Raw genomic sequence first — 25,439 nt, 5'->3', positions numbered from 1 at the left:
GCCTACGCCCCGGACAACTTGTCGATATCGGCCAGAACCTTTTCGTGCCAGTCGATCTCGGTCCGGATCCGCATCCGGGCGTGCTCGGCGATGAGATCGTCGGCGGTGCGCTGGTCGGGCCAGCGCCGGTCGAGTCGGTGTTCCAACCGCGAACCGAGCGCACGGAGCGCGGCGATACGGTCCTCGAGATAGCCCCGCAGCAACTCGGTATCCAGATCGTCGCCGACGGCGAGCGCCAGATCGACCGGGTCGGGCCGGACGTCGACCTCGGTGAAGGCTTCGTCGCGTAGCGCCCGCAGTTCCCGCAGACCCTCGTCGGTGATCTGGTAGATGGTGCGGGCGGGCAGGGCGCCTTGTTGTTCGGTACGGACCGGCCGGACCAGCCCCTCGCTCTCCATGCGGTGCAGGGCACCGTACAGCGATCCGGGTTTGACCCGCGACCACAGATCCGCGCGATCCAGGCGGGCATCGCGGCGCAGTTGGTGGCCGTGCATGGGCCCGCGCCGGGCCAGCGCGGCCAAGACGAACAACCGGGTTTCGTTCACCGAGGCAGTCTTACACGACTACTCGTATTTGAGTAGTCTGCCCCTATGACTGTGCGACCGATCCTCATCGCAGGCGATCCGCGACTCACGACCCCCGCGACTCCGGTAACGGTTTTCGACGACGAACTCGCCACACTCGTCGGTGATCTGTTCGATACCAATACGGCGGCGCCCGGTGCGGGACTTGCCGCGAACCAGATCGGCGATCCGCGTGCGGTATTCGTCTACGACCTCACCGACAGCGGATCCCGGTACCGCGGCCATATAGTCAACCCGGTAATGCGCACGTCCGAACGTCCGGAGACGATGCCCGACCCCGACGACGATCTCGAAGGGTGTCTTTCCGTACCGGGTGAATGGTTTCCGACCGGCCGCGCATACCGGGCCGAAGTGACAGGTGTGGATATGGCGGGACAGCCCGTCGTCGTCGAGGCGACCGGATACCTGGCCCGCTGCCTGCAGCACGAGACCGACCATCTCGCCGGAACGCTCTACCTCGATCGGCTGATCGGCCGGCACCGGCGAGCGGCCCGGCGGATGATCAAGCAACGATGCTGGACCGTGCCCGGCCACAGCTGGCTACCGGAGCAACCGGGCGGCGCCGGTCAGTGACCGGTCGCCTCGATCAGGCGGCCGCGCAGCCAGGCGAGCGCGGTGGAACCGGCGGGATCGACCGGATAGGAGGTGTAGCTCTGGTGCGCACCGGATTTCAGGAAGTCGTCGATCTGGTCGCGGCGCCGCTGATAGGCCGAGGTATCGAGTTGTCCGGCCAGCAGACCGAGCCCGCCGGCCGCCAGCGCGTCACCGAGCAGCGCGGCCGCCTGCCGCTGGTAGCTGCCGATATCGGCGGGATCGGGATTCGACATCGCGACGATCAGACCGGCCATCCGTCCGGCTATATCGCCCTCGGGCATCGCGCAGTACAGGTCGCCGAGTGCGCAGAACGTATAGGTGCGTGGACCGAGCACGCCGAAACCGGCCGGCCGCGGCCCGACTGCTCCGGCACCGGGTACCGGCGGGCCGACGAGGGTGTCGGAGGGGGAGCGGCGAGGGTCGGCGATCAGGCCCACCAGGGCGATCCGGTCGGCGGGTACCGGGCCCGATCCGGTGCCGATCTCGGCCGCGAGATCGCCGGCCGCGTGCGCGCCCTGGCTGTAGCCGAGTATCGCGATACGGGTCGCCGGGCAGGCTCGTGCCACCGCCGAGACCCGATCCCGTGCGCGGTCGGCGGCCTGCTGCTCCGAGCGGCCGTACACCTCCCCTTCCCAGGGGAACGCTGTTGCGGCGTAGGCGATGTAATCGACCGCGACATCGCCGGGTAACTGCTCCACGCTCGCCGCGAGCATGCCCCGGCCGGGGGCGGCATCGGATGTTTCCCATGTTCCGGGGACGGCCACGATGTACAGATCGGGGCACGAGGCCGGTGCGCTCACCGCCGCGGGCGCTACGCACACCGGGACAACTGCGGCAGCGAGCGCGAGGACGCAGGCGACGATGCCGGATTTCCATCGAGTGGGCACGACTGCTCCATCTGGTCACGCCGTGTCGCCGAGCGGGTGATCCGGGCGGCCGCGGCCGGGGTTGTTCGGGAGACAGCGGCCGAGTGATCCGGGCGGCCGCAGGCCTCGCGGGTGTGGACGGCCGGACACCGGGCGGTTGTCGCGTACACCTGCTCGCCCGCACGGAATTCGTCCGTGCGGGCTCGATCGGTCCGCCGGATCAGCGCGGTGGCTGACTCATATCCCGGTTCATCGTCGGGAGCTCGATACTGATGGGCATGCGGAGTTCGGCCAGATACCACAGGGCGAACTGACGCAGGAATTCGTCGAAGAGCCAGTACGCTTCCTGCGCCGGCGGCGCCACGGTCAGCACACCTTCGCGAACCGCGATGAACGGGCCCCAGCTGAACCGCAGCAGCGGATCCCAGACCGGCTCACGGGCGATCGCCAGTCCGTCGGCGATCCGGTCGCCGAGCAGGAAGCGGGTGAAGGCACCGAGCACGCCCTTGCTGAGGATGGCCAGGTCGAGGTTGGTGCCCAGCCGCAGCAGGCGGTCGGCCAGTTTGGCGCCCTCCGGGGTGGGGGCGATGATCGGATCCAGCACCTGGGCCGCCTGGGAATTCGCCTGGTCCCACGAATTCGGGATGTATTCGTCGCGGACGCCGAGCATATGGGCGGCGACCTGCCAGGAATGCAGGAACGCATCCGATTCGTGGACGGGGATCGGTACCTTCCACGCCGTCAGATGACGCATCACGGTGGTGGGCAGGCTGTGCCAGGTGACCATGATGTCGTTCTGGCTGATCGGGATGTCCTCGTCGGCCGAGTTCACCCAGTGCGGCGACTGGGGCAGCAGATGCCGTACGGCGGCATGAGTCAGCCGGGTCTTGACGCAGGTGACGACCATCTGCCCGTCCGGACCGTACGCGTTGCCGCTACCGATGTCGTAGCCGAGTTTCGCGGTCTTGGAGATGCGGTCCTTCAGATCGTGGCCGCCCTTGGAGTAGTAGACCGCCCGCGCCTCCTTGGGGATGACCGTGCTCATCATCCCGCTGGCCAGGCCGTACAGCACGCCGAGGTAGAGGCCGCGTTTCTTGTTGAAATCGACGGCGGTGGCCAGTTTGCCCGGATCGGTCCACTGGGGCAGCTGCCGGGCGTATTCCATGAAATCCCGCAGATCGGGCGGTAGACCCGCCGGTAACGGCTGGCCGTTGCGGGTCCAGGTCCGCAGCAGCCCGTTGACCGCGGGTACCTCGCCGCGGTCGAGCAGCCCGGCGACCAGTTCGTCGGCCTCCGGATCCCATACTCCGAGCGGATCGATGCCGGCACCGCTACCCGCCACCGATCCCTGTGGCGACCATGTCCACGGTTGCGCCCGCGCCGCTGAGGTCGCACCTACCAGTGCCAGCGCACCGGCGGCGCCGGCCACCCCGCCGGCTTTCAACGCTTCGCGCCTGCTGAGTCGGTCCATGTCGCCACTCCTCGTCGAGTTGGAACATCGCGGTGGTCCAGTGCGCCATCCGCATCGATATGGGAAGAATACTCAGTAACTTAACAGCTGTACAGGTGTCCCGCTCGCCGATTCGCCGAAATTGCGAGCTCGGCGATGTCTACCGGCATTGCCGCGGTATCTCTTCAGTAGAAGCGCTACTGCCTGCGCGTATTCAAGGCTCGGAAGCCGATGTGGCTCCGTGGTGCTGAGCCTCGGCGGCGGTGTGCCCGGCCGAACCGTTATTGATCCATGGTCAGAATATGGAATAACCGCAGGTAGCTGACTCAGACGGGTGATCTGCCGCCGCTGCCCGGAGGTCTGTGATCATCGGATTTCCGGTCTCGTAGCCCTGTCGGAATCGCGGACCGACTGGTAGGAGCGTGTGTCATCGGTGATGTGATCCGACCCAGTCGGTGCAACGCTGCCGTTCGGCGCACAGCTCGCCAGGGACTGCCGGGTGTGGGCCTTGCGGTCCGGGGTGTCTGTGCTCGGGGATCTGCCCCCGCTCCGAAAAAGTGATGTGCCCCACTTTCGGATCCAGTTCTGTCACGAACGGCGCGGCACCGGGCTCATGAGGGCAACACACCCGAGTCAAGAGGAGATCGATATGACCAGCCAGCGCATTCGCGTCGTCGTCGTCGGCGGCGGTTATGCCGGAACCGTGGCGGCCAACCGGCTGCAGCGTGACCCCGAGATCGACATCACCCTGATCAACCCGCGCCCCGAATTCGTCCAGCGGCTGCGACTGCACCAGTTCGCGGCAGGCTCTGGCGAGGCCACCGCCGACTACGGCACGCTGCTCGGCAACCGCGTCCGGCTCGTGGTCGACTCCGTCACCCGCATCGATACCGGGCAGCGCAAGGTACGGATGACCGCCGGCGACGACCTGGACTACGACTATGTCGTCTATGCGGTGGGCAGTACCGCGGCGGTGCCCGGCTCGGTACCCGGAGCGACGGAATTCGCCTATCCCATCGCCGAACTGGAACACGCCCGCACCCTCCGGAACGCTCTCGCGGCAGTGACCGCCCCGGCGCCGGTCACCGTGGTCGGTGGCGGTCTCACCGGGGTTGAGACCGCGGCGGAACTCGCCGAACAGGGGTGGACCGTTACGCTCGTCTGCGGTGGCTGCCCGGTGCCCTCGTTCTCCGAACCTGCCCGGCGGTCCGTCGTGAAATGGCTGACCGAGAACGGGGTCGCGGTGCTCGAGACGGAACTGGTGACCGAAGTGCGGTCGGACGCGGTGGTTCTCGGCGGTGGCGTCGTGCGCCCGAGCGCAGTGACGGTATGGACCGCCGGCTTCGGTGTCCCGGCCCTCGCCGCGGCCAGTGGGCTGCGCACCGACGCACTCGGCAGGATGCTCACCGACGAGACGCTGACCAGTGTCGACGACGACCGTGTCGTGGCGGCCGGGGACGCGGTCGTGCCGTCGGGCCGGCCGCTGCGGATGAGTTGCTATACCGCCGGCCCCACCGGGGCCACGGCGGCGGATACGGTGCTGAGCCGGATCGCCGGGGATCGGCCCGCGCCGCTCGAACTGGCCTACCTCGCATCCAATGTCGGGCTCGGCCGACGGGCCGCGCGATTCCAGCTGACCCGCAAGGACGACAGTCCCGTGCACATCTATCTCGGCGGCCGGATCGGCGGTCGCCTCGCCGGGGCGATCAAAGAAGCCGTCACCAAGGGCACGCTGTGGGGTATCCGCCGCGAAGCCCGCAAACCCGGTTGCTCGGTGTGGTTCACCGGCGGGAACACCCGGTCGCGGCAGCTCGCGTCCGAACCCGCGGCGGTCGTGCGGTCGTGACACCCGACGCCGACGACCACGCGCAACGTTTCACGCTGCTGCGGCCGCTGCTGTTCACCATCGTCTACGAGATCCTGGGTTCGGCCGCCGAATCCGACGATGTCCTGCAGGACAGCTATCTGCGCTGGGCGGGTGTGGACCTGGCTACGGTCCGGGACACGAAATCGTATCTGGCGCAGCTGGTGACCCGGCAGGCCCTGAAATCATTGCGCGCCGGGGCCCGGCGCCGGGAAACCTATATCGGGCCGTGGCTGCCCGAACCGCTACTGCTCGACGAGCGCGACGCCTCCGCCGACGTGGTGCTGGCCGAATCGGTGTCCATGGCCATGCTCGTGCTGCTGGAATCCCTCACGCCCGACGAGCGGGCGGTATTCGTGCTGCGGGAGGTATTCGGTTTCGACTATCCGGAGATCGCCGCGGCGGTGGACAAATCGATGGTGTCGGTGCGCCAGGTGGCGCACCGCGCCCGGGAACACGTGCGGGCGCGGCGGAAGAAATTCGAGGCCGTGGACACCGCACAGACCGCCGAACTCACCGAGCGGTTCATGACGGCCGCGGCCGGCGGGGATATGGAGGGCCTGCTCGCCGTGCTCGCCCCGGACGCGACCTGGACCACCGATCACGGCGGTAAGGCGAGCGCGATACGTCCGGTGGTGATCAACGGCGCCGATCGGATCGCCAGAACTCTCATCGGTGTGTTCCGGGCGGTGCGACGCCGGCCGGATCTCCGCATCGAGGTGGTGACCTGCAACAGCGAGCCCGCTCTGATGTTCTCTGTCGGCGACAGACTGGAAGCCGTCGTCGTGCTCGAAATCGCCGGTGGGCGGATCTGTCACGCCTACGGCATCCGGAATCCGGACAAGCTGGCGACCGTCACGGTCCCGCGCGTCATCGGACGGTAGCCCGCAGCGGCCCAGCCCCGCCACCGGTCCGTCACATGTACATGCACCGGACGGGCTGCTACTCGTTGGAGTATGAGCACACCGGGTGATTTCGAATTCGAATCCGTGTATCGCGGCGACGGCCCGTTCGGGCCGGATGTGGCGCCGCCGTGGAGTATCGGGGAGCCGCAGCCGGAACTCGCCGCATTGATCGAGCAGGGCAGGTTTCACGGGGAGGTGCTGGACGCCGGATGTGGGGAGGGCGCCATCTCGCTGTTTCTGGCCGAGCGCGGGTTCACGACCGTGGGCCTCGATCTCGCGCCGACCGCGATCGAATCCGCCCGGGCCGAGGCCCAGCGGCGCGGGCTGGACAACGCCACCTTCGAGGTCGCCGATATCACCGCTTTCACCGGCTACGACGGCCGGTTCGGGACCGTGGTGGACAGTACGTTGTTCCACTCGATCCCGGCGGAATCACGTGCCGGCTATCTGGCATCGATCGCCCGCGCGGCCGCCCCGGGCGCGGTGTATTTCGCGCTGGTGTTCGACCGTGCCGGATTTCCCGCGCTGCCCGGTCCCGCACCCGCTCCGGTCACTGCGGACGAACTGCGCGACGCGGTCTCGCAATACTGGGTGATCGACGACATCGTCCCGGCGCGGATCCACGCGAACCTGCCGGACCGCGCCGAGTCGCCGGCCGGTGAACCGTTGCTGCGCTTCGAGGGCCTGCGTGATGAACCCGGCGGCCGCAAATCGATTCCGGCCTGGCTGCTCTCGGCGCATCTGGGCTGACCGGATAGCCGCGTCCGGTGGTCCGCTGCGGCACCACCGGACGCGGGCCGAGGTCGTCCCGGAGTGCGGTAGGGGCGGTCAGAGTCCCTGTGGGCCTTCGGAACGGAGGTCTTCGACTTTGCTCATCGCCGCGCGCAGCTCCTCGAGCCAGGCCTCCGCATGCTGGCCGGCCAGCTTCACCGTCCAGGCCAGCGCGTCCGCTCGCGAGCGCGCGACGCCCGCGTCGACCAGGGTATCGAGCACTTTGCGCTCCGGCTGGCGCAGCCGGGTCATCACCGGTACCGCCAGATGGGTGAACAGAATGCGCTCACCGTCCACCGAAACGCCCCATGCCACACTGCGGCCGTAGCGCTGCTGGGCTTCGTCGGCGATCTGCATCCGGGCGCCGCGGGTGGTTTCCCGGAACCGCGCCACCGCACCCTGTTTTGTCGCATCGGGAACCGCGCGGGTGCCTGTTTCCCCGCTGGCGGCGGACTCGGCGGCCGCGGCCTTCTCGTCCGCCACGGAGTCTGCCCGGGGGATCGGCAGCTCGCCGACCACCACTATTTCGTCCCGATCGATCTCGATGGCGGGGCTTCCGGTGAACCATTCGCCGGGCAGGCGCCCCGCGAACCAATCCACCGCATCCGCCGCGTCCGGCAGGTCGGCCTGCTGCCAGCCTCCCGGGCGGCCGAATCCGCGTCCTCGATGTCCATGCCTCATGGTGTACCTTCTTCACTGGCGGCGATTACTTGATTACAAGATTACGCCGTTTCGGCAGCCGGAGGTTCAGCCCACAGCGAACCGCACCCCGGTGAGCTCCTCGGATATCGCCCATAGGCTCTCCTGCCTGCGTCGGTCCCGGGCGTGGGCACTGGATTTCACGCGATCCGGGTAGCCGCCGATCTCGAAGAGCCCGGTCGGTCCGTAGTAATCGCCGCCGACAGCGCCCGGATCGGTGGCGGCGCGCAGCGTGGGCAGCGCGCCCATCGCCGGGGTGCGGCCGAAGATCCGGGCGACGGCCAGATTCGGCAACCGGAACGCCGCGGGGGAATAGCGGAAGACCTCGGTGCTCGCACCGCCGGGGTGGGCGGCCAGGGCGATGGCCGCCGTACCGGCGAGGTGGCGGTCGAGTTCGTAGGTGAACAGGAGATTCGCCAATTTCGATTTGCCGTAGGCATTTCCGTGGCGCGCGGCCGGGTCGGCGGGATCGATTCGGCCGAACCGGTGGCCGAGGCTGCTGACGGTGACCACGCGGGCGGCCGGGGCCGCGATGAGGCGCTCGAGCAGCCGGCCGGTCAGCGCGAAGTGGCCCAGGTGGTTGATACCGAACTGTGCCTCGAAGCCGTCCGCGGTGGCGCCGCGGAGACCGGTCACGCCCGCATTGTTGATCAGCAGGTCTATCCGGTCGTAGCGGTCGCGGATCCGCTGTGCCGCGCTGTGCACGGAGGCGAGCGAGGCCAGGTCGAGGGGCACTGTTTCGATCGCGGCGCGAACGGCGGGATCACCGTGGGCGATCCGGTCGGCGGCATGCGCCGCCCGGTCCGGGTCGCGGCAGGCCAGGACGACCCGGGCGCCGTGCTCGGCGAGTGCTCGTGCAGTTTCGAATCCGAGTCCGGTGTTGGCGCCGGTGACCACCGCGGTGCGGCCACGCAAATCGGGAATATCGGCTTCGGTCCAGCCGGTCATTGCCATCTCCTAAGGTGAACGAGTGGTTCATATTAAAGTGAACCACTCGTTCATGTTGTGCGCAAGGAGAGAGGAGGGTGGCGGATGGCCGGAAGGCCCAGGCGTGCGGATGCGGTACGCAACCGGGAGGCGATCGTGAGTGCGGCGCGGGAATTGGTGGTCGAGCGCGGTCCCGGGGTCGGAATGGACGAGATAGCCGGTGCGGCGGGTATGGCGGTGGGTACGCTCTATCGGCATTTCCCGACCAAGAAAGACCTGATCGAGGGAGTGGTCGCCGACCTCACGGCGGAGATCGGCGGTGCGCTGGACGCGGCGGTGGACCGGGTCGACCGCGGTACGGCCGCGGCGCTCGACGAACTGCTGGCATTGCTGCACGGGGTGCTGCTCGATATGCGGCAGGAGCGGTTGTTCCGGTTCGCGGTAGCCGAGGTCGCGGCGGACGCGCTCCGCGATGTTCAGGAGCGGGGCCGGGTCGCGGTCGATCGGCTCGTCGCCGCGGCGCATCGTGACGGTTCGCTCTATCCCGATATCACCACCGATGATGTGATCCTGTTGCTGGGCGGCGCGCCGGCGGATACGGCACCGGAGTCGCAGCAACTCCGGTGGCTGACGCTGGCCCGCCGGGCGCTCACCCCGGGGCCGGTATCGCGGACCGGCTGACCGGCGGCCGGGCGGCGCGGACCGGGTCGCTCACCGTTCCGCCACCGCGTACCGGAGCGGAACCCGGTGTGTCAGGTGGCGCGAACCAGCCGGTTCGCCAGAGTGGACATCGTGTACGTGCCGATACCGAGGACGATCTCGAGTGCATTGCGTTCGGTGAATCCGTGGACCGACCGGGACACGACGGATGCGTCGTCGACGCCGCCGGCGGTCGCGATCAGCTCGAAGGTGAAGGTCGCGGATCGCTCGTGCGTCGGATATCGATCCGCCGTCGCGGAGCGCGGTGCGCAGTTCCGGTACTGCGCCGAGTGCGTGGAGTTTTCCGGTGTGCATCGCGATGCAGATATGGCACCGGTTGCGGGGCGCGACGGTCATGATGACGACCTCGCGCGCCACCGGGTCCAATGCGCAGCGTTCGAAATCGGCGCTCATGGCAAGGAATCCGTTGAGAGCCTCCGGTGATTCCGCCGACCGGCCGACAGCGTCGGGTACGGCGCCGGTGGCTTTCCGGCTGGATGCCGCCGGGTGGCTGGGCCGGTTGACCTGAACGGTCCTCCGGCGCAACACCCGGCCGCCGGATGCTGCTCGCCGCGGGGGATACCGCAGCTGCCCACGCTCTACGGCGGCTACCTCCATCCCGGCTCGTCGTCGCCGTCGAACCTGACAATGCTGATCAGCCGCTGGAACGGCCGCCCCGGCGGTCATCCCTACCCGGTCACCCAGTGGACCGGCCTGTACGCCTGACCGGGGGTCCCGGCCGGGCGGCCTGTACGGGTTCGGACCTGCCGGACCTGTCGGCGGACCGGCAGGTCCGGGAGCGACGCAGGCCGGGTTCAGCCGCGCAGAGCGGAGGCGAAGATGGCGGGCAGACGGAACCAGCGGGGATCCGCTGCGAAGGCGGCGAGCAACCGGCCCGTCCGCGCCGCGGTCCGGTTGGTGACGAACCACGGCGGTTTGGGGGTCAGCGCCCATTCCCGGTTCAGCACCGAGCGCGGCGCCGGGCGGAACGGGCCGCGGACGACCGTACGTTCGATCCCGTCGATCAGCCAGGCATTGTGCACCACGCCGATCCCGCTGCTCACATTGTCGAGCGTATGCCCGGGGTAGGCGCCCCAGCTCGCGGTCGGTGTCAGGTAGCCGACCGCGGTCCATGCGTTCACCGCGACAGTGCCGTAGCGCAGTTGCTCGATCATGGTGTCGAAATGGTCGCCGAGAGCCGCGACGCTGCCGGGATGGGCGACGATGTTCACACCGAGGGTGCCGGTGAACTTCTCGTTGGCCGTATCCACCGCGATGCGGACGAAATCCGGCCCGGTTCCGGGGAGTTCGACGACACCCAGCACGGGTGCGAAGTACTCGGCGGACAGCAGCGCTTCGTCCGATTCCGGGTCGAGACCGGTCACCAGCAGCCGGCCGCCGCCGGGACCGAGCTGCCGGGCGTCCGGATAGGAGGCGCGGGCACCGGCGACCCGCCCGTCGCTGCCGGGATAGTAGGCCGGCCGGGCGGGCGCGCGTTCGACAGCGGCGGTGAGCGCGGTCAGGAACGCGTCCTTCTGCGGCCAGTCCGCGGAAACGATCACCGCCTGGGTTGCCACGCAGTTGTAGCCTCCGTTGTGCAGCCGCTGGGTCGCGATGTGCTCGGCCTGGAATTCCAGATCGGCCGTACTCCATTCGCCGGGGAGCACGATCGTCGGCGAGACACCGCCGAGTTCGCTGGTGATCGGTTTGTCCAGTAGCGGTGTCCCGGCGGCCTTGCGTTCGGCGGCCGCCGGGCCGGTGCCCCAGACGATGGCATCGTGGGTCACGGCGCTGCCCGTCATATGGACGTGGGCTACACGTTCGTGCGCGACCAGGCGGCCGCCGATCTCGGCGCCGCCGGTGAGTATCCGCACCGCGCCCAGCTCGATCAGCGGCGCGAAGATCCTCTCGAACACCAGGAGCAGCGGATCGGTGATCGGGTTGAGTTTGAGCGCCACCACCCGGTTGTGCGCGATGAGCTCGTAGATCGTGTCCAACGGTGCGATCGAGGTGATGTTCCCGGCGCCGAGGACCGCGCCGATCCCGTGCGTGTGGGCCGGGTCGAGCTGGGCGAGTCCGGCGTTCGCGCGTGCGGCTTCCGAGCCGACGCCCCGCTGTAGCCACACCTCGGCACGGAAGCCGCTGAGCAGCAGTTCGTCGTAGAGATCGGTCGGCAGGGCCTGTACGGTGGCCCGATCGCCGGCCGTGCCGAACTTCGCGTTCGCGAGCGGGCTGACACCGCGTTCCAGCGATTCGAGGGTCCGGGATATCGCGGTGAGGCTCGTGGCGAATACGTAGGGTCCGGACAGCCATTCCTCGCCGACGAGCGGGGACGCGGGATCCAGCCCCTTCACCCGGACGGCCGCGTCGACCCATTCCTGCGCGTACCGGCCGGTCAGCGTGCGCATCCGGGCGAGGATGGCACGTCTTCCGGACAGCGGTAGCCCGGACCATCGCCGTTCACCTTCGGCCAGATCGGCGAGGGCGCTGTCGATGACGCTGTCGGCCGCGGCGGCCTGTTCTGTCTGCACGTGGAGCTCCGTTGCTGGAAATCGCGCGATGATCCGGACATTGCCCAGTGTGACTGTGCCCATGCCTGAAAGAAATGTGTCACTGTCGCGCAAATCCCCGGTCTCGTTTGTGCACGGGCACAATTTTGCCGTGGCGTGGGTCACCAGCGGGCTACTAGACTGCCCGGTATGAGTACGCCCGCGCCCTCTGTCGCACCGTTGGCCGCCGCGCTCGCCGATTCCGTCGAGGCGATGACCGACGTTCTGGTCGATCGGATCGCCGCGGCCGATATCTCTTATTCGGAACCCGGGCTGCTGACCCACGATCAGCTACACCGCACGTGTCTGGAGAACCTCACCACGGTGATCGGGGCGCTCGCGGGCGCGGGCCCGCTGCGGTTGCAGCCGGCCCGCGACGCCGGGCGGCTCAAGGCCGAGCAGGGGATTCCGGTCGCGAGCCTGCTGCACGCCTATCGGCTGGGTGGCCGGCTCATCTGGGAGGAGCTGACGAAATGGTCGGCCGGGCCGGGCGATGCCCGGCTGCACGATCTGGCGACGCGACTGTGGGAGCTCGTCGATCTGTACTCCGACGCGGCCGTCGAGGCCTACCGGGAAACCGAGATCCTGCTGGCGCATTCCGATGCGCAGGTGCAGAGCCGGCTCGTGCGCACGCTGTTCGACGATCATTCCGGTAATCCGGCCCGGGTGCTCGAGGTGCTGCGCACGCTCGGCTTTCCCGAGCGCGGCGCATTCGCGGTGGCCGCTATCGATACCGAACCCACCGCGCCGCTGCCGGCGAAACTCATCGCGGCGCTCCGGGATGCCGGGGTCCGCTCGGTCTGGGACGCCCAGATCGACGCGTATCTCGGGCTTCTCTCGGCAGCGTCGGAGGCGGGGATCGAGCGGGCCGCGGCCACGCTTTCGACATTCGTCGACGATCGGATAGGTCTCAGCGCCGTCGTCACGACACCGCTGTCCATTACCGCGGCGGTGACCGAGGCCCGGCTCGCGTCCCGGTCGGTGCGGCCGGGATCGCCCGCCGTCGTCCGGTTCGGTGACGAGCCGGCCGCCCATCTGCTCATCGCCGTGCCCGAGGCCGGACGCCGCGCCGCCGCGCAGATCCTGGGGCCGTTGCTGGATCTGCCCGCGGGCGAGCGCGATGATCTGATCGAAGTGCTCGAGGCATGGTTCCGGTGCGGCGGATCGGCCGCGGTGGTCGCCGAAACGATTCACTGCCATCGCAATACGGTGCGCTATCGGCTGCGGAAGATTCGTGATCTCACCGGCCGCGATACCACCGATCCACGTCAGTCCGCGGAGTTGTTCCTCGCGCTGCAGGCGATCACCCTGCTCGGTCCCGGTGACCGGTAGCGCGGCCCGGGCCGGTGACCTGATATTCGTTCTGGACGGTTTCTTCGGCGAAACGACCCGGCCGCCGCCGGAACGCGGCTCTCGAGGCGCTCGGCGTCCACCCGGGCGCCGGACCCGCGGGTTCCGACCGTTCACGGATATCAGTTCATCGTGCACCCGGAAAGGGGCTTGCCGGCCAAGCGATCGAGCAGATAGGTGATCGCGTTGTCGGGGCCGAAACCGTCGATCATCTCCGGACCGAAATGGCCTGGGATGGTGGTGCCGGGCAGCAGCGGCGGCAGTTCGTTGGTGCGGAAGGTGACCGTCGCACCCTTGGCGCACCACTGGTCGGCGAGTTCCCGGGCCTGACCGTACGGGACGGTGTCGTCGTTGCGGCCGCTGGTGATCAACACCGGCGAGGCGGGAGTGAGGGTGCCCACCCGCAGATCGGCCAGGGCGGGCGCGGCTTCCGGAATGGCCTGCAGATGCGTGCTGAGCGGCCGGCCGTCGCTGGTGAGCGAACTCGTCTTCAGGAACGGATAGTGGGTGATGGCATCACCGATACAGGCATCGCTCAGCGCCGCGAGCGTATCGCGTCCGTGCTGGTTGGTCACCCGGTCGACCGCTTTCCCCAACTCGGGATAACGCGCCAGCAATCCGTTGATGGCGAAACCGATCGCGCCGCCGATGAGCGCACCGTCGATCCGCTCCAGGATGGCGGCCAGATCGGCCACCGGCCCACCGGCCCAGGTGCCCTTCAGATTCAGTTCCGGTGCGTAATCCGGCGCCATCTCCGCCGCCGCCGCGACCGCGCCGCCGCCCTGGGAGTAGCCCCAGAACACCAGCGGGGTATCGGGTCCGGCGCCGGTCAGGTTGTTGGCGGCCCGAGCGCCGTCGAGGACGGCGTGCGCCTCTTCGATCCGGTTGGCGTAGGTGTGGATACCCGGGGTGCCCAATCCGACGTAGTCGGTCACCAGGACCCGCGCGCCGAGGCGGCTCCACACCGCGGACGAGGGCAACTCCTGGTTCGCCGACAGCGACGGTGAGGGATCGGTGGTGATCGTGATACCTGTCGAGAACGCCTTCGACATGGCGCATCGATCGCCCTGGCCCGAGGTGCCGGGGCCGATCACCACCGTGGGGCGGGGCCCCGCGCCGAGCCACGGGCCCGCGGCGTCGATGAAGGTTCCGGTGACCGCGACCGGGGACCCGTCCTGCAGCCGGGTCGTGTACATGATGTGGTCGGCCTTACCCGGCCAGCCCTGATCGGAGGGCAGGGTGGCGAGCAGCGACATCGGCCGAGTGCGGATCACGGTGCCCGGTTCGGCCGGGATCTGTTGGGGCGGGGTGTAGAAGTTCTCGGGTGTGGCCGCGGCCTCGGGTCGATCGGTCACCACCACTGCCACCGCGGTCGCACAGGCCACGGCCACCGCGGCTGCCGTGATCCGGCCGGCCCATCGGCGTGCTCCGGGCCGGAAACGCCGTCGTTCTCCGAACATCGATAACTCTCCATGCTGTCCACCCCGGAACCCTTCGCCGGGTGCCGGGTCACATTCGGCGGGGTCTATGACCTACGTCATCCAGTGACCTACTGGACAGTAACATGTCGACGATAACGCGGATACTGAACGGTTGCCGAACTGCTGCCGCCCCGGCCGTCTCCGGCGATTGGTAAATGAATCATGATGTCGCACAACATTTTCGAAATCTGTGCGGAACGACCGGGCCGGGAGTCGTATCGTCACGAGCCGACCGGGCGCCCGGTGACCGAAAACTCGCCGCGCGCGTGATGGTTCCTGCTCCGTTCGCGGCGATGTGCTCTATCGCGTCGGCGGGCGGCCGTCGGCACCGGTGGCGGCAGAGGTTTCCGGGCCGATCGCCGAACGCGGACCCATCCGAATCGATGCGCGGATCCGAATGTGAAAAGACAGCATCTCTTTCAGATGAAAGGTGATAGATGGGCACCGGCAAGCACAGAACAGTCAGCCCGCGTCGAACCAAGATGGGGTCCATGGTTGTGGCGGGTGCTGTGCCCGTCGTTCTCACCCTGGTGGGGACCGGCGGCGCGAATGCCGAGCCGGACCGCTACATCCCGGTGAACCGCACCGAGCACGTCGTCCCGGCCGCGGACGAGGCGGGACCGGCCGTACCCGTCGACGCCGGGGAAGCCGGGCGGGCGGCCGACGACTCCGCGCAGTGGCCTACGGCCGAGGCGCCGAATGTACGCCCGTATCACGGGGTCCGGATCCCGGACGACATCCTGTCCTCGCTGCAGTGGGCACGGACCGCGCCGAAGAACGAATACCTGGCGCCGGTCGAGTCCTTGCACGTGCCGGTCCCGGTCGCGCCCGTTCCGCCGATCGCGCCGCCACCGGGCGCCCTGCGGTTCGGCGACGTCCAGGTCGAGTCGCCCGAGTGGCTGCCCCGCGAGCAGGCCGTTCAGATCAACGACGCGTCCGCGACAACCGAGGCGAATCTCGCGACCTTCCTCGACTCCGTCGGTATGGAACGCACTCGGTCCGACCGGGTCGCCGGTCAGACGCTGGGCGCCGCGGCACTCGGCGCGGCCGCCGGGGCCGCGGTGGCCGCCCCGTTCGCAGTCATCGGGGCAGGCGTGGGCGGTGCGATGGGATTGGCGATCGGGATGCCGTTCGCGCCGATCGGCCTGGCCGCGGCGCCGCTGGGCGCCGCCTACGGCTTCGCCTTGATGGCGGCCCCGCTCGCCGGAATCGGCGCGGGTATCGGTGCCGGAATCGGCGCGGCTGCGGCTCTCGGCGCTCCGCCCCGCGCCGTCGGGCCCGCTCCCGAGGCCTTCGCGCCGGCCGGGCCGGACGCGACCGTCGCCGGTTACCCCGCCGGAAGCGGCGAGTAGACAACCGGATTCGGATTCCGGTTCGTTCGCGGCCCCGGGTCGCGGCCCCCTTGCGGCGGCGGCCGGGCGATCGACGGGAACCGAGGCCGCGGCACCGATCGTCAGCCCGCGGGAACGGGCGTATTGTGCCGGGCCGCCACCCACCAGCGTCCGTTCTCGGCGATCAGGACGTACAGCGCGACCATCGCCGGATCCCGGTCGATGAGAACGCCATCGGCGGTGGTGGCCCGGGCCGCCTTGTGGGCGATGGCGATATCCGGGCGGAGGAAGACGATATCGGTCACCTGGTAGGCGACGTACTCGTCCTTCAGAAACCCCGCCAGTCCGCGGCGCGCTGCCTCGAGCAGTGCGTCGCGGCCGGTGATCACCGTACCGACGGCATTGCCGGCGGTCGCGTTCGCGGCGAAACCGCTGACCATCAGTTCGGCGTCGTTGGTGTTGTAGCCGGTTTCGACATCCCGGATCAGCTGCTCGATCGCGGCGATATCCGCGGTGTGGTCGGTGCCGGGATCACCGAGGGCCGGTGCTTCGTTCGTGCTCATGAGATCATCTTCGAACCTCGAGTGAACTCGAGGTCAACTCGTCGGTTCCGGCGCTGTTCGTACTCTGTGCGCGGAAGTTCCGGAGAAGCTGCCCGGCGACGTGATCGGTCGCGTGTTCCCGGTCAGCGGAGCTGGACCACCGCGGTCGCGCGGCCGAAGATCCGCCGACCCGCGTGCCGGGCGGTGAGCGCGACGGTAGCCGTCCGGCGCACCGGATCCACCGATTTCACCTTGCCGGAGTATTCGATATCCGCACCCTCCCCGGTGACGTGGACGGGACTGGTGAGGCGGACCGCGTACTCGCGGACCGCACCCGGATCGCCGAGCCAGGAGGTGACGAAACCGGCCCCGATACCGATGGTGAGCATGCCGTGCGCGACGGGGGAGTCCAGTTCTGCCAGCCCGGCGACCTCTCCGCTCCAGTGGATCGGATTGGGGTCGCCGGATACGCCGGCGTAGTTCACCAGGTCGCCCGCGGTCAGCCGGACGGTCCGGGGCGGGAGGTTGTCGCCGACTGCGACGCTCTCGAAGGTGCGGGCCCAGCGGCTCACCGGCGCCGTCGGTATCGAATCGACGACGATCTCCTCCCAGAGAGCGTTGTCCACCGGCGGCGGCGCCGGCCGTGGATCCTGCTCGGTGCCCGGGCGGAAGCTGTGCATGAGGATGCCGGCCCCGACCTCGGTTAGGCCGGACTCGACGCCCGTCCGGCCCACGATGCTGGTGTGCGAGACGAGGACCGGCCGGTCGCCGCGGTCGGTGACCAGCGTGCGGAAACCCATGAGGTCGCCACCGAACGCCCGGCGGAACGATTCGAGCCGGACTTCGAAGAACAGTGCGTCGCCGCGGCGGATCGGCCGGTGATAACGGATCACCTGATCGGTCTGCATGATCTGGCTGAGGTCGTAGCCGGTCATGACGGACGCGAACATCTCCGACTGGGCGAGGAAACCCGGCACCGAGAAGAAGGTCAGTGGTGCGATGAGCCCGCCGTACCCGTGGTCCGCACCGGCATCCTCGGACCAGTGCACCGGATGATGATCCTGCACCGCGCGCGCGAATTCCCGGATCTTCTCCCGGCCGACGACATAGTGGTCGCGGGCACGGTATCGATACCCCACCGGCAGGCCCGGACCCTCCGCGGAAGCCGCTTCTCCAGTTTCGGAAACGGCCGTATCTTCAGAACTCACGTCGGCTCACTTTACCGATGTTTCCGGGTTCTGCCGGATGGGCGGACATATGCGACCGTAGCCGGTGTGGAACGGATTCCTCGGTCGGCGTGGCGAATTCGGTAACCGCGGCGGGCGTCATCGCGATCAGCCGATATTCGCAGAGAGATCGGGGAGCATGCGCAATGCCTGATCCGCCCAGTTGTTCCAGGCGTGGATCCCGGCGGCCGGGAAGTCGTAGTGCACGTTCTGTGCACCCAGGGTCGCCATCCTGATCTGGAAGGCGCGGGTGTTCACCAGGGCCAGCGCCTCGAGCCCCATTCCGTTGACGGTATTGATGCTCGCGCTGTCGGTCGCGGTGGGCAGGCCGCTGGCGGCCGAGACCCAGAGCCGGGTGTTGTTCGCGACCAGTCGGGGTGCTGCGACAAACGGGTCGATCCGCAGCCATTTCGGATCCCAGGGTGCCGCCATCGAGTCCACGTTGTAGCCGCCGGCATCGACCATGGCCACCCGGATCGCCTCCCGCATCCCGGGCGCGGAGATGTTCAGATATCCCGAGTAGGACCCGGCGAAGCTGAACTGGTCGGGATGATCGCCCGCCAGCGTCAGGGCGGCGCTACCGCCCATCGACAGCCCGAAGACACCGTTGCGCTGGGTGGCGAAACCGAGCCGGTCCCGCAGGGCGGCCGGTAGTTCGCGGGTGAGGAACGTCTCCCATTTGTAGGTGTAGGACTTGCCGGGTCCCGCCGAGAGGGCCTGGAGTCCGCCGGAGCCCGATGCGGACCCGGAGGACGAACCCGCGGTCGAGCCCGATCCGGGCGGTACGCCGAGGAAGGAACTCGGCGCGTTCCAGTCGGTATAGAAACTGGACTGCCCACCGACCGGCATCACCACATTGATATTCCATTCGGTGAATTTCCGGGCGATATCGGTATCGATCTCCCAGCCGCTGAGATCCTCCCGCGCCCGCATTCCGTCCAGCGCGTAGACCACGCGTGAGGTGTTGCCGTCGGCGGCGCGGAATACTCGCGATTTGATCGGACCCATGCTCGAGTCGACCCAGAAATCCGCTCCGGCGGGGTCGAACGCGGCGCGCGCGGGGGCGATATTGCCGCTGATCAGCGAGACTGCCTGGATCAGCACGGCGAGCGCGGCGGTGGCGAGCCAGAGAACACGGCGGTTCAGGGCGTCCACCGGCGCCGGAGACAATCGGTTTCGCATCGCGGAGCAGGGCCTTTCGTCCGGGTGAGCACAAGGTCGGGGCGGCCGGTCGACGCCGGGTACGCAAGTGCCGACCGGTGCCGAACAGCGCGCGGCCCCCGCCAGGGTCTCGGCATACCGACCGGTTCGTCGTGGATGGACCGGTCGACGTTACCGAACTGTGATCTGATTCGCCCCGGGGTGCGCCCGGGTATGACAGCGGCCGGCTCGTTCCGGCATCCGCGACCGGCGCGGCAGTTCTCGAGCAGACCCGGCTCTCATCCCGTCCGCTCGCGGCAGGAGACGGCCCGCGCGGACCGGCGGACGCGTTTTCTGTTCACCGGGCCGAGCGGAGAGTGCGGCGGCCGCCGGTGGGCGCTACGGGAGGGCGCCGGACCGATCGCGGGAAACGCACCCTGCAGCTCGCTGCGTTCGGCGCACCGGGCGAGTAGCTCCGGTCGGCCCGCTCGCGCCGGCGCTCGACTCGGGAAGGACCAGAGCTGTGGTCACGGCGTCTCGCGTGGTCACAGCGACCCGGAGCGGATCGCCGCGGAGACAGATCAGGGGCAGCCGGAATCCGGGTCGGAGCCCGCCGTCGGATCCGGTTCCGTGGGACCGCCGGGGATGTTTCGGATTTTCCGCCGGAAGTCGTATCGATCGGCCCGGTCGTGCGCGAAAGGACGATCCGCGAACACACATGTCGGCGTAACGAATCGTCCGGTTTCCTCCCGCCCATCACCTTCCGGGCAGGCGCGCGATCGAGCACCCGTTATCGGTACGGCGACTTCGACGCGACCGTGAAAGACTCTCGGGCGAAGGGGTATTCGCCGGATCCGGTGTACTAGGCGTGTGCCTTCTGATACGCCTCGGCGATTTCCGCCGAGATCCGGCCCCGGTTCGACACTTCCAGGCCGTTCTTACGTGCCCATTCGCGAACGGTCTGGGTGCGGGCATTGTTGTTCGCCGCCTGCGGCCGCTGTTTACCCTTCACGCGGCCACCCACCCGGCGCGCATGCTCGATCCAGAATCCGACTGTGCCGCGCAATGTTTCGGCATTATCGGCCGAGAGATCGATCTCGTAGGTGACACCGTCCAGAGCGATCGTGACAGTTTCCTCGGCGATGGAAGTTCCGTCGTAGTCGTCGACCAGCTCGACGATGACCTTACGCGCCATGCAGTCCTCCGAACGGTGGGCAAACTATCCGGACAATGGTAGCCAAAGATCGGCGCCGACCCGGAATCCGGCGGGGGCATTCGGGCGCGGACAGGGTGGAAGACCCGGGACGTGCACGGTGTTCTACAAGCGTGGAACTGTCATTGCTGGACCGGTCGCGGACCCGGGCCGGGGAACCCGAAGCGGCCGCGCTGACACATACCGTCGAACGGGCGGTGGCGGCCGAGAAATCCGGGTACCGGCGCTTCTGGGTGGCCGAACACCATGCGGTACCCGGGATCGCGTCCGGTTCGCCGCCGGTGCTGCTGGGAGTGCTGGGCGCGCGGACCTCGACGATCCGGATCGGGTCCGGCGGGGTGATGTTGCCCCATCATCAACCGCTGGTGGTGGCCGAGCAGTTCCTCATGCTGGAAGCCCTTTTCCCGGGGCGTATCGACGTGGGGCTGGGGCGCTCACCGGCTTTCACGGCGCCGGTCCGCCGGGCGATGCGGCAGCAGGAAGACGCGCCCGACCGGTTCGCGGACGAGCTGGCCGAACTCCGTGACTACCTGGACGGAACCGGCTCGGTCACCGCACACCCGGTGAGCGACCGGACGGTACCCATGTTCGTCCTGGCGACCGGGCGCGGACTCGCGGTGGCCGCGCGGCTGGGTCTTCCGGCGGTACTCGGTGGGCCGCTGCTGGACAGCCCGGAGCTGGCGGCCGCACTCGCCGGTTACCGTCGCGATTTCCGGCCGAGCCCGCGGGCGCAGCACCCTGCCGTCACCCTCGCGCTGGACATCACCGTCGCCGAAACCGACGAGCAGGCCCGCGCGCTCGTCCTCCCCGAGGCATGGGCGATGGCACGTTCCCGAGTCACCGGCGAATTCCCGCCGCTGGAGCCGGTCGCGGTGATCGAGGACCAGCCGTGGACCGAGCAGACCCGCCGCCGCGTCGAGGCCACCGTGCGCCACGCGGTCGCGGGTACGACGCATACGGTGCGCCGCCGGATCGAAGAGCTCACCGATCGAACGGGAGCCGGTGAGCTACTGGTCACCACCTCGACCTACGACCGGGAGGCACTGGCCGACTCGGATACCGCGCTGGCGCGGATCATCGCGGGCTGATCGGGGCGCGAGCGTCGAGTCCTGTTATCGACGCCGGCACCGATACGCTGAGGTCCCGGCCGGGCCGGTGTGGACAGGACGGAACCATCTCGGTCACCGATGGGTCAGGCGGTGGATCTCCTCGATCACCAGACCGGGTTCGGTGAACGGGACATAGTGACCGGACCCGGGCGCGAGCACGTGGCGACCGTAGGGCGATACCGCGGCGCGATGGGCATGAGCGGCGTTCGAGGCGGCACGGATCCGGGTGTTCATACCGTCTCCGGTACGGCCGCCCGAGATCACGGTGGTCGGGATCGCGGCGAGATCGGGCGGGTTGTCGCGCCAGGTGGCGAGTTCGTCGAGAAAGGTCCGGGCCTGGACCGCCTGGGTGCGCACGATTCCCGGGGCGAACGCTTCCCGTTCCATATCGCGCCGGACATCGGCCGGAACCGCGTTCAGCATCGGCCGGAACATCCGCCTCAGCAATCCGAGCCGAGCAAGCGCGCCGTGTGCTGTCAGGCTGAGACGTTCCATCCGCCGGAACGACGGGCCGAACAGCAGATCGGCCGCCTCGTCGGTGGGATCCACCAGGACGAGACCGGCGATCCGATCCGGGACACGGGATGCCGTGAGCCGGGCGATGACTCCACCTGCGCTGTGCCCGGCGAGAACGAAGGGACCGGATCCGAAATGGTCGAGGACATCCAGCAGATCGCCGGCCAATCGGTCCAGTGTCCGGCCCGCCGGATCGGCGGGGCTCCGGCCGAGTCCCGCCCGGTCGTAGACCACCGCCCGGGCGAAGCGCCCGACGCCGGGTTGGACCAGGCCCCACGAGGAGCGGGTCGCCGCGGCGCCTGCTTCGAATACGACGGTGGGGGCGGTCGAATCCGCCGGGCCGGACAGGACCATGGCGTGCAGCGGCCGACCCGCGCGTGTGACGATCTGCTCCGGTGCTCCCTGAGTGTGCTGATCGGGTTCGGAAACGGATTCCGTCTCAACCAATTCGGAAGCACCTCATCTTTTTCGCACCGACCGATGGCGGTGGAGAGTGGCATTCGGGAGGAGCGCCGGTGCGGCGCCGTGGCGACGCTATCACTCCTGCACCGTCTTTCGACCGCCTGCCCGGTGGTACGGCCGCCGACGGCGCGAGCGACATCGCTCCTCGCCGATGCCGCTCGCGCTGTATCGGATTCGGCTTCGCGCCGCGACGTCATCCGACCCGGGTGGTATGGAACTCGCGGAACGCACGCAGGGTATCGGCCGGGGCTTCGAGCTGCGGATAATGCCCGGCCTCGGGCAGTTCGACCACATCGGGTTCGGCGACCGTCTGGCGGTAGCGGCGTACCATCCGCGCGCCCGACACCGGGTCGCGTAGCCCGTCGATCAACCGGACCGGCACCTGCGGTCGCGTCAATGCACCGACCCAGCGCTGCCGGTGGGTACGCCGCTCGGCCATGTACCCCATGAGTTTGTGGCCGTTGCGCTTCCCGTGCTTACTGCACCACAGCATCCAGAACTGGTGCATCTGTTCCTCGTCGGGCCGGGAATCGGCGGCGAACACCGCGTTCAGACTGTGCGCGAAGGTTTTCTCGCTGCCGAACCGGCCGACCAGCGGACCCAGCGGGCTCGCCAGCAGCCGCTGGATCGGGCGCGGCCGGTGTGCCTCCGGGAAGAGCCCACCGTTGAGCAGACAGACCGATTCGATCATCAGCGACCGGTCGCCGGCGGCCCGGCGTTCGGCATCCCGGGCCAGCAGTTCCTGGGCCACGGTATCGCCGTAGTCGTGGGCCAGGATGTGGAAGTTCTCCACCCCCTGCTCGCGCAGCAGCTGTTCGGTCAGATCGGCCTGATCGACGATGGTGTAGTCGTAATGCTGGGGTTTGGCCGACCAGCCGAACCCGATCAGATCCGGAGCCAGCACCTTCTCGAACTGTTCGCACAGCTCCGGCCACAGGACGTGCCAGTCCCAGGACGCGGTGGGGAACCCGTGTAGGCACAGTAGGGTCCCGGAGGTTCCGGTACCGCCCGCGCGCCAGAAGATCTGGTGTCCGCGATGGGTGAAACGCGCTCCGCTCGACCGCCAGCTCGCAAACTCGTCCATGGTTCCAGCATGCCCCCCGGCCGAGCCGGGGTCGAGGATGTCGTGGGCGCGTCGGCGCGACGTGGCGGCGACCGGAATTCTTCCGGCCCAGGGGTAGGCTCGACGCCCGGAAGACCGGCGACGATCCCACCCCGACCACGGCACGAGGAGGCAAACCGTGCGTATCGGCATTCTGCTCGGTGAACGGTCCGGAGCCGACGCGTTGCGCCTGCTCACCGATGATCTCCAGCGGACCGCGGACGAGGGTTTCACCTCGGCCTGGCTCTCGCATATCTTCGGCGTCGACGCGCTCACCGCGCTGGCGGTCGCGGGTAGCCGGGTTCCCGATATCGAACTCGGCACCGCGGTGGTGCCCACCTACCCGCGGCACCCCGGTGCGCTGGCCCAGCAGGCGCGTACGACCGCGCTCGCGGTGGGTCCGGATCGCCTCACCCTCGGTATCGGACTGTCCCATCAGGTGGTCATCGAGAGCATGTACGGCTACGGGTTCGAACGACCCGCCCGCCATATGCGCGAATATCTCATGGTGCTGGATCCGCTGCTGGAACGACGGCCGGTGTCGTTCACCGGCGAAACCCTGAGCGGGAATCTCGAGCTCGGCATCCCGGACGAGGGACGCATTCCGGTGTTGCTGGCGGCGCTCGGTACCCAGATGCTGCGGCTGGCCGGGCGGCGTGCCGACGGCACCGTCCTCTGGATGACCGGACCGGCCACGATTCGCGACCATATCGCGCCGACCATCGCTGCCGCCGCCACCGAGGCGGGACGGCCCCCCGCCCGTATCGTGTGCTCGCTGCCCGTCCTGGTGACCGATGATGTGGACGGAGCTCGGGCCCGGGCGGCCGAGACCTTCGCGACCTACGGGACGCTGCCGTCGTACCGGGCCATGATGGATCGCGAGGGTGCCGCGGGACCCGCGGATCTCGCCGTCATCGGCTCCGAGGACCAGGTCGCGGCACGTATCGGCGATATCTTCGACGCCGGAGCCACCGAATTCGTCGCCTCGATCTTCGCCGGCGGTACCGAGGCGCGGCGCACCCGCGAACTGCTCGCCGGGCTGGTGGGCTGACCGGCTCGCTCAGGCGGGCCGGGTGATCATGACCGGGCAGGCCGAATGCTGGACGAGCGACTGACTGGTCGAACCGAGCAGCAACCCCTTGAATCCGCCGCGCCCCCGGCTGCCGACCACGATCAGCTGTGCCCGTTCCGACCATTCACGCAGATGCTGGGCCGGGGTCGACGGATACACCTCACGCTGCACGGTGACCTCGGGGTAGCGCTGCTGCCAGCCGGCCAGCCGCTCGGCCAGCACCGCCTGTTCGGCGGTCTGCAGATCCTCGGCCGGGATCTCGATCAACCCGGTGCTCGCGAACTCGGTGAAGGTCAGATCGCTCCAGGTGTGCACCGCGACCAGATCGGTTTCGCGTTCGGCGGCCTCGGCGAATGCGGCGGCGACGGCGGTATCGCTGACCGGACTGCCGTCGACGCCGACGACCACGGGTCCCTCGGTGATGTCCTCACCGTTCTCGCGGACGGCGACGATCGTGCCCCGGCCGTGTGAGGCGACCGCCAGAATCGTGGATCCCAGATGCGCGACCGCGCCGCCGCGCCGCGATCCGAGCACCACCATATGAGCCGATTTCGAGAGTTCGATCAGCATTTTCGCGCCGCTCTGCTCGGAGAGCAGCGTATCGACCGTGACGTCCGGAGCAGCTTCGCGAGCGACCTGTGTTCCGGTCACCAATGCCTGCTCACCATGGGTTTTCAGGGTTTGCACGGCCTCGTCGACCATCGGCTGATAGGCGACCAGCCAGGTTTTCGCGGGGGTGGCGTTCATTCCGTAGGCGATGACGAGGCGCCGCCCGCGCCGGGCGGCTGCCGCGGCTCCCCAGCGGATGGCCGAATGCGCGGCGGGCGTACCGTCTGCACCGACTACGACGGCAGCGGATACGAGCCGGTGCGGATCGTCTTCGTGTTCGGTCATAGGCCGAGTATCCCTCCGGGAAACGGCCGCGGCGGTAGCCGCCGGGCGTGTCCCACCACCGAATGTGCACGGCTTCGTTTCTCGTCACCGCAA

General features: G+C 68.7%; 25 protein-coding genes. 11 read left to right on the top strand and 14 right to left on the bottom strand.

Features of this window, described 5'->3' with window-relative positions:
* Nucleotides 1-2 precede the first annotated feature (2 nt).
* Nucleotides 3-545, bottom strand: a complete 543-nt coding sequence (locus tag ACWCPQ_RS04530; RefSeq protein WP_449894670.1) for a PadR family transcriptional regulator — start codon at nucleotides 543-545, stop codon at nucleotides 3-5.
* Between the two features lie 45 nt (nucleotides 546-590).
* On the opposite strand from ACWCPQ_RS04530, the gene ACWCPQ_RS04525 reads away from it, so the two are divergent.
* Nucleotides 591-1,157, top strand: coding sequence for a peptide deformylase (locus tag ACWCPQ_RS04525; RefSeq protein ID WP_449894668.1), 567 nt, complete (start codon nucleotides 591-593; stop codon nucleotides 1,155-1,157).
* Here the strand turns inward: ACWCPQ_RS04525 and ACWCPQ_RS04520 are convergent.
* Both ACWCPQ_RS04520 and ACWCPQ_RS04515 read right to left on the bottom strand, forming a co-directional pair.
* Nucleotides 1,151-2,065 carry a cutinase family protein gene (locus tag ACWCPQ_RS04520; protein WP_449894666.1) on the bottom strand — a complete coding sequence of 305 codons (915 nt, stop codon included), beginning with the start codon at nucleotides 2,063-2,065 and terminating at the stop codon, nucleotides 1,151-1,153. The two genes, ACWCPQ_RS04525 and ACWCPQ_RS04520, sit on opposite strands and share 7 nt — an antisense overlap.
* 199 nt (nucleotides 2,066-2,264) lie before the next feature.
* A complete protein-coding gene (locus ACWCPQ_RS04515; RefSeq protein WP_449894663.1) occupies nucleotides 2,265-3,515 on the bottom strand; it encodes an oxygenase MpaB family protein in 1,251 nt (416 codons plus the stop codon).
* Nucleotides 3,516-4,143: 628 nt separating this feature from the next.
* Between ACWCPQ_RS04515 and ACWCPQ_RS04510 the strand changes: the two genes are divergently transcribed.
* The 3 genes from ACWCPQ_RS04510 (at nucleotide 4,144) to ACWCPQ_RS04500 (ending at nucleotide 7,013) form a co-directional block, all read left to right on the top strand.
* Nucleotides 4,144-5,340 carry an NAD(P)/FAD-dependent oxidoreductase gene (locus tag ACWCPQ_RS04510; protein WP_449894661.1) on the top strand — a complete coding sequence of 399 codons (1,197 nt, stop codon included), beginning with the start codon at nucleotides 4,144-4,146 and terminating at the stop codon, nucleotides 5,338-5,340.
* Complete coding sequence (gene sigJ, locus ACWCPQ_RS04505) at nucleotides 5,337-6,242, top strand: RNA polymerase sigma factor SigJ (RefSeq protein WP_449894659.1); 906 nt, start codon at nucleotides 5,337-5,339, stop codon at nucleotides 6,240-6,242. Before ACWCPQ_RS04510 ends, sigJ begins: the two co-directional genes overlap by 4 nt.
* 72 nt (nucleotides 6,243-6,314) lie before the next feature.
* Entirely contained in the window at nucleotides 6,315-7,013 is a 699-nt protein-coding gene (locus tag ACWCPQ_RS04500) for a class I SAM-dependent methyltransferase (protein ID WP_449894657.1), read from the top strand.
* Between the two features lie 78 nt (nucleotides 7,014-7,091).
* On the opposite strand, the gene ACWCPQ_RS04495 is transcribed toward ACWCPQ_RS04500, so the two are convergent.
* Complete coding sequence (locus tag ACWCPQ_RS04495; protein WP_449894655.1) at nucleotides 7,092-7,715, bottom strand: hypothetical protein; 624 nt, start codon at nucleotides 7,713-7,715, stop codon at nucleotides 7,092-7,094.
* 66 nt (nucleotides 7,716-7,781) lie between these two features.
* The gene (locus ACWCPQ_RS04490; protein ID WP_449894652.1) at nucleotides 7,782-8,681 is read right to left on the bottom strand and encodes an oxidoreductase; all 900 of its coding nucleotides are present in this window, start codon (nucleotides 8,679-8,681) and stop codon (nucleotides 7,782-7,784) included.
* 84 nt (nucleotides 8,682-8,765) lie between these two features.
* Here ACWCPQ_RS04490 and ACWCPQ_RS04485 point away from each other — a divergent pair, with 84 nt between their 5' ends.
* The 3 genes from ACWCPQ_RS04485 to ACWCPQ_RS04475 all read left to right on the top strand — a co-directional run bounded on the left by ACWCPQ_RS04485 (nucleotide 8,766) and on the right by ACWCPQ_RS04475 (nucleotide 10,085).
* Nucleotides 8,766-9,341, top strand: coding sequence for a TetR/AcrR family transcriptional regulator (locus ACWCPQ_RS04485; protein WP_449894651.1), 576 nt, complete (start codon nucleotides 8,766-8,768; stop codon nucleotides 9,339-9,341).
* Nucleotides 9,342-9,443: 102 nt separating this feature from the next.
* Nucleotides 9,444-9,803, top strand: a complete 360-nt coding sequence (locus ACWCPQ_RS04480) for a hypothetical protein (RefSeq protein ID WP_449894650.1) — start codon at nucleotides 9,444-9,446, stop codon at nucleotides 9,801-9,803.
* 63 nt (nucleotides 9,804-9,866) lie between these two features.
* The gene (locus tag ACWCPQ_RS04475; RefSeq protein WP_449894649.1) at nucleotides 9,867-10,085 is read left to right on the top strand and encodes a hypothetical protein; all 219 of its coding nucleotides are present in this window, start codon (nucleotides 9,867-9,869) and stop codon (nucleotides 10,083-10,085) included.
* Between the two features lie 89 nt (nucleotides 10,086-10,174).
* Here ACWCPQ_RS04475 and ACWCPQ_RS04470 read toward each other — a convergent pair whose 3' ends face one another.
* On the bottom strand, nucleotides 10,175-11,890 hold the full coding sequence (locus ACWCPQ_RS04470) for an aldehyde dehydrogenase family protein (RefSeq protein ID WP_449894648.1): 1,716 nt from the start codon (nucleotides 11,888-11,890) through the stop codon (nucleotides 10,175-10,177).
* A gap of 168 nt (nucleotides 11,891-12,058) precedes the next feature.
* Between ACWCPQ_RS04470 and ACWCPQ_RS04465 the strand changes: the two genes are divergently transcribed.
* Nucleotides 12,059-13,240, top strand: coding sequence for a PucR family transcriptional regulator (locus ACWCPQ_RS04465; RefSeq protein ID WP_449894647.1), 1,182 nt, complete (start codon nucleotides 12,059-12,061; stop codon nucleotides 13,238-13,240).
* Nucleotides 13,241-13,380: 140 nt separating this feature from the next.
* Here ACWCPQ_RS04465 and ACWCPQ_RS04460 read toward each other — a convergent pair whose 3' ends face one another.
* Complete coding sequence (locus ACWCPQ_RS04460; RefSeq protein ID WP_449894646.1) at nucleotides 13,381-14,718, bottom strand: lipase family protein; 1,338 nt, start codon at nucleotides 14,716-14,718, stop codon at nucleotides 13,381-13,383.
* Between the two features lie 512 nt (nucleotides 14,719-15,230).
* On the opposite strand from ACWCPQ_RS04460, the gene ACWCPQ_RS04455 reads away from it, so the two are divergent.
* On the top strand, nucleotides 15,231-16,091 hold the full coding sequence (locus tag ACWCPQ_RS04455) for a hypothetical protein (protein WP_449894645.1): 861 nt from the start codon (nucleotides 15,231-15,233) through the stop codon (nucleotides 16,089-16,091).
* A gap of 101 nt (nucleotides 16,092-16,192) precedes the next feature.
* Here the strand turns inward: ACWCPQ_RS04455 and ACWCPQ_RS04450 are convergent, their stop codons facing one another.
* The 4 genes from ACWCPQ_RS04450 to ACWCPQ_RS04435 form a co-directional block, all read right to left on the bottom strand.
* Entirely contained in the window at nucleotides 16,193-16,633 is a 441-nt protein-coding gene (locus ACWCPQ_RS04450; protein ID WP_449894642.1) for an SgcJ/EcaC family oxidoreductase, read from the bottom strand.
* A 122-nt stretch (nucleotides 16,634-16,755) separates the two neighbouring features.
* Nucleotides 16,756-17,820 (bottom strand): fused (3R)-hydroxyacyl-ACP dehydratase subunits HadA/HadB, encoded by a 1,065-nt coding sequence (locus ACWCPQ_RS04445; RefSeq protein WP_449894639.1) that lies wholly within the window; start codon nucleotides 17,818-17,820, stop codon nucleotides 16,756-16,758.
* A gap of 126 nt (nucleotides 17,821-17,946) precedes the next feature.
* On the bottom strand, nucleotides 17,947-19,020 hold the full coding sequence (locus tag ACWCPQ_RS04440; protein WP_449894637.1) for an alpha/beta hydrolase: 1,074 nt from the start codon (nucleotides 19,018-19,020) through the stop codon (nucleotides 17,947-17,949).
* A gap of 820 nt (nucleotides 19,021-19,840) precedes the next feature.
* Nucleotides 19,841-20,173 (bottom strand): histone-like nucleoid-structuring protein Lsr2, encoded by a 333-nt coding sequence (locus tag ACWCPQ_RS04435; RefSeq protein WP_449894635.1) that lies wholly within the window; start codon nucleotides 20,171-20,173, stop codon nucleotides 19,841-19,843.
* A gap of 131 nt (nucleotides 20,174-20,304) precedes the next feature.
* On the opposite strand from ACWCPQ_RS04435, the gene ACWCPQ_RS04430 reads away from it, so the two are divergent.
* Entirely contained in the window at nucleotides 20,305-21,279 is a 975-nt protein-coding gene (locus tag ACWCPQ_RS04430) for an MsnO8 family LLM class oxidoreductase (protein ID WP_449894633.1), read from the top strand.
* A 93-nt stretch (nucleotides 21,280-21,372) separates the two neighbouring features.
* Here the strand turns inward: ACWCPQ_RS04430 and ACWCPQ_RS04425 are convergent, their stop codons facing one another.
* Both ACWCPQ_RS04425 and ACWCPQ_RS04420 read right to left on the bottom strand, forming a co-directional pair.
* On the bottom strand, nucleotides 21,373-22,263 hold the full coding sequence (locus ACWCPQ_RS04425) for an alpha/beta fold hydrolase (RefSeq protein WP_449894631.1): 891 nt from the start codon (nucleotides 22,261-22,263) through the stop codon (nucleotides 21,373-21,375).
* 208 nt (nucleotides 22,264-22,471) lie between these two features.
* Complete coding sequence (locus ACWCPQ_RS04420) at nucleotides 22,472-23,362, bottom strand: alpha/beta fold hydrolase (protein ID WP_449894629.1); 891 nt, start codon at nucleotides 23,360-23,362, stop codon at nucleotides 22,472-22,474.
* A gap of 157 nt (nucleotides 23,363-23,519) precedes the next feature.
* Between ACWCPQ_RS04420 and ACWCPQ_RS04415 the strand changes: the two genes are divergently transcribed.
* Complete coding sequence (locus ACWCPQ_RS04415; protein WP_449894627.1) at nucleotides 23,520-24,431, top strand: LLM class F420-dependent oxidoreductase; 912 nt, start codon at nucleotides 23,520-23,522, stop codon at nucleotides 24,429-24,431.
* Nucleotides 24,432-24,440: 9 nt separating this feature from the next.
* Here the strand turns inward: ACWCPQ_RS04415 and ACWCPQ_RS04410 are convergent, their stop codons facing one another.
* Complete coding sequence (locus tag ACWCPQ_RS04410; protein WP_449894625.1) at nucleotides 24,441-25,346, bottom strand: universal stress protein; 906 nt, start codon at nucleotides 25,344-25,346, stop codon at nucleotides 24,441-24,443.
* Nucleotides 25,347-25,439: the final 93 nt, after the last annotated feature.

The organism is Nocardia sp. NPDC001965 (assembly GCF_053594175.1).
This window is presented reverse-complemented; position numbering and strand designations above follow the sequence as displayed.

What these genes read in the sequence shown, in the direction of transcription:
- ACWCPQ_RS04410 (WP_449894625.1), bottom strand. Translation starts at nt 25,346, where the DNA reads ATGACCGAACACGAAGACGATCCGCACCGGCTCGTATCCGCTGCCGTC.
- ACWCPQ_RS04485 (WP_449894651.1), top strand. Translation starts at nt 8,766, where the DNA reads ATGGCCGGAAGGCCCAGGCGTGCGGATGCGGTACGCAACCGGGAGGCG.
- ACWCPQ_RS04490 (WP_449894652.1), bottom strand. Translation starts at nt 8,681, where the DNA reads ATGACCGGCTGGACCGAAGCCGATATTCCCGATTTGCGTGGCCGCACC.
- ACWCPQ_RS04465 (WP_449894647.1), top strand. Translation starts at nt 12,059, where the DNA reads ATGAGTACGCCCGCGCCCTCTGTCGCACCGTTGGCCGCCGCGCTCGCC.
- ACWCPQ_RS04435 (WP_449894635.1), bottom strand. Translation starts at nt 20,173, where the DNA reads ATGGCGCGTAAGGTCATCGTCGAGCTGGTCGACGACTACGACGGAACT.
- ACWCPQ_RS04495 (WP_449894655.1), bottom strand. Translation starts at nt 7,715, where the DNA reads ATGAGGCATGGACATCGAGGACGCGGATTCGGCCGCCCGGGAGGCTGG.
- ACWCPQ_RS04460 (WP_449894646.1), bottom strand. Translation starts at nt 14,718, where the DNA reads ATGTTCGGAGAACGACGGCGTTTCCGGCCCGGAGCACGCCGATGGGCC.
- ACWCPQ_RS04500 (WP_449894657.1), top strand. Translation starts at nt 6,315, where the DNA reads ATGAGCACACCGGGTGATTTCGAATTCGAATCCGTGTATCGCGGCGAC.
- ACWCPQ_RS04420 (WP_449894629.1), bottom strand. Translation starts at nt 23,362, where the DNA reads ATGGACGAGTTTGCGAGCTGGCGGTCGAGCGGAGCGCGTTTCACCCAT.
- ACWCPQ_RS04450 (WP_449894642.1), bottom strand. Translation starts at nt 16,633, where the DNA reads ATGAGCACGAACGAAGCACCGGCCCTCGGTGATCCCGGCACCGACCAC.
- ACWCPQ_RS04515 (WP_449894663.1), bottom strand. Translation starts at nt 3,515, where the DNA reads ATGGACCGACTCAGCAGGCGCGAAGCGTTGAAAGCCGGCGGGGTGGCC.
- ACWCPQ_RS04510 (WP_449894661.1), top strand. Translation starts at nt 4,144, where the DNA reads ATGACCAGCCAGCGCATTCGCGTCGTCGTCGTCGGCGGCGGTTATGCC.
- ACWCPQ_RS04440 (WP_449894637.1), bottom strand. Translation starts at nt 19,020, where the DNA reads ATGCGAAACCGATTGTCTCCGGCGCCGGTGGACGCCCTGAACCGCCGT.
- ACWCPQ_RS04455 (WP_449894645.1), top strand. Translation starts at nt 15,231, where the DNA reads ATGGTTGTGGCGGGTGCTGTGCCCGTCGTTCTCACCCTGGTGGGGACC.
- ACWCPQ_RS04525 (WP_449894668.1), top strand. Translation starts at nt 591, where the DNA reads ATGACTGTGCGACCGATCCTCATCGCAGGCGATCCGCGACTCACGACC.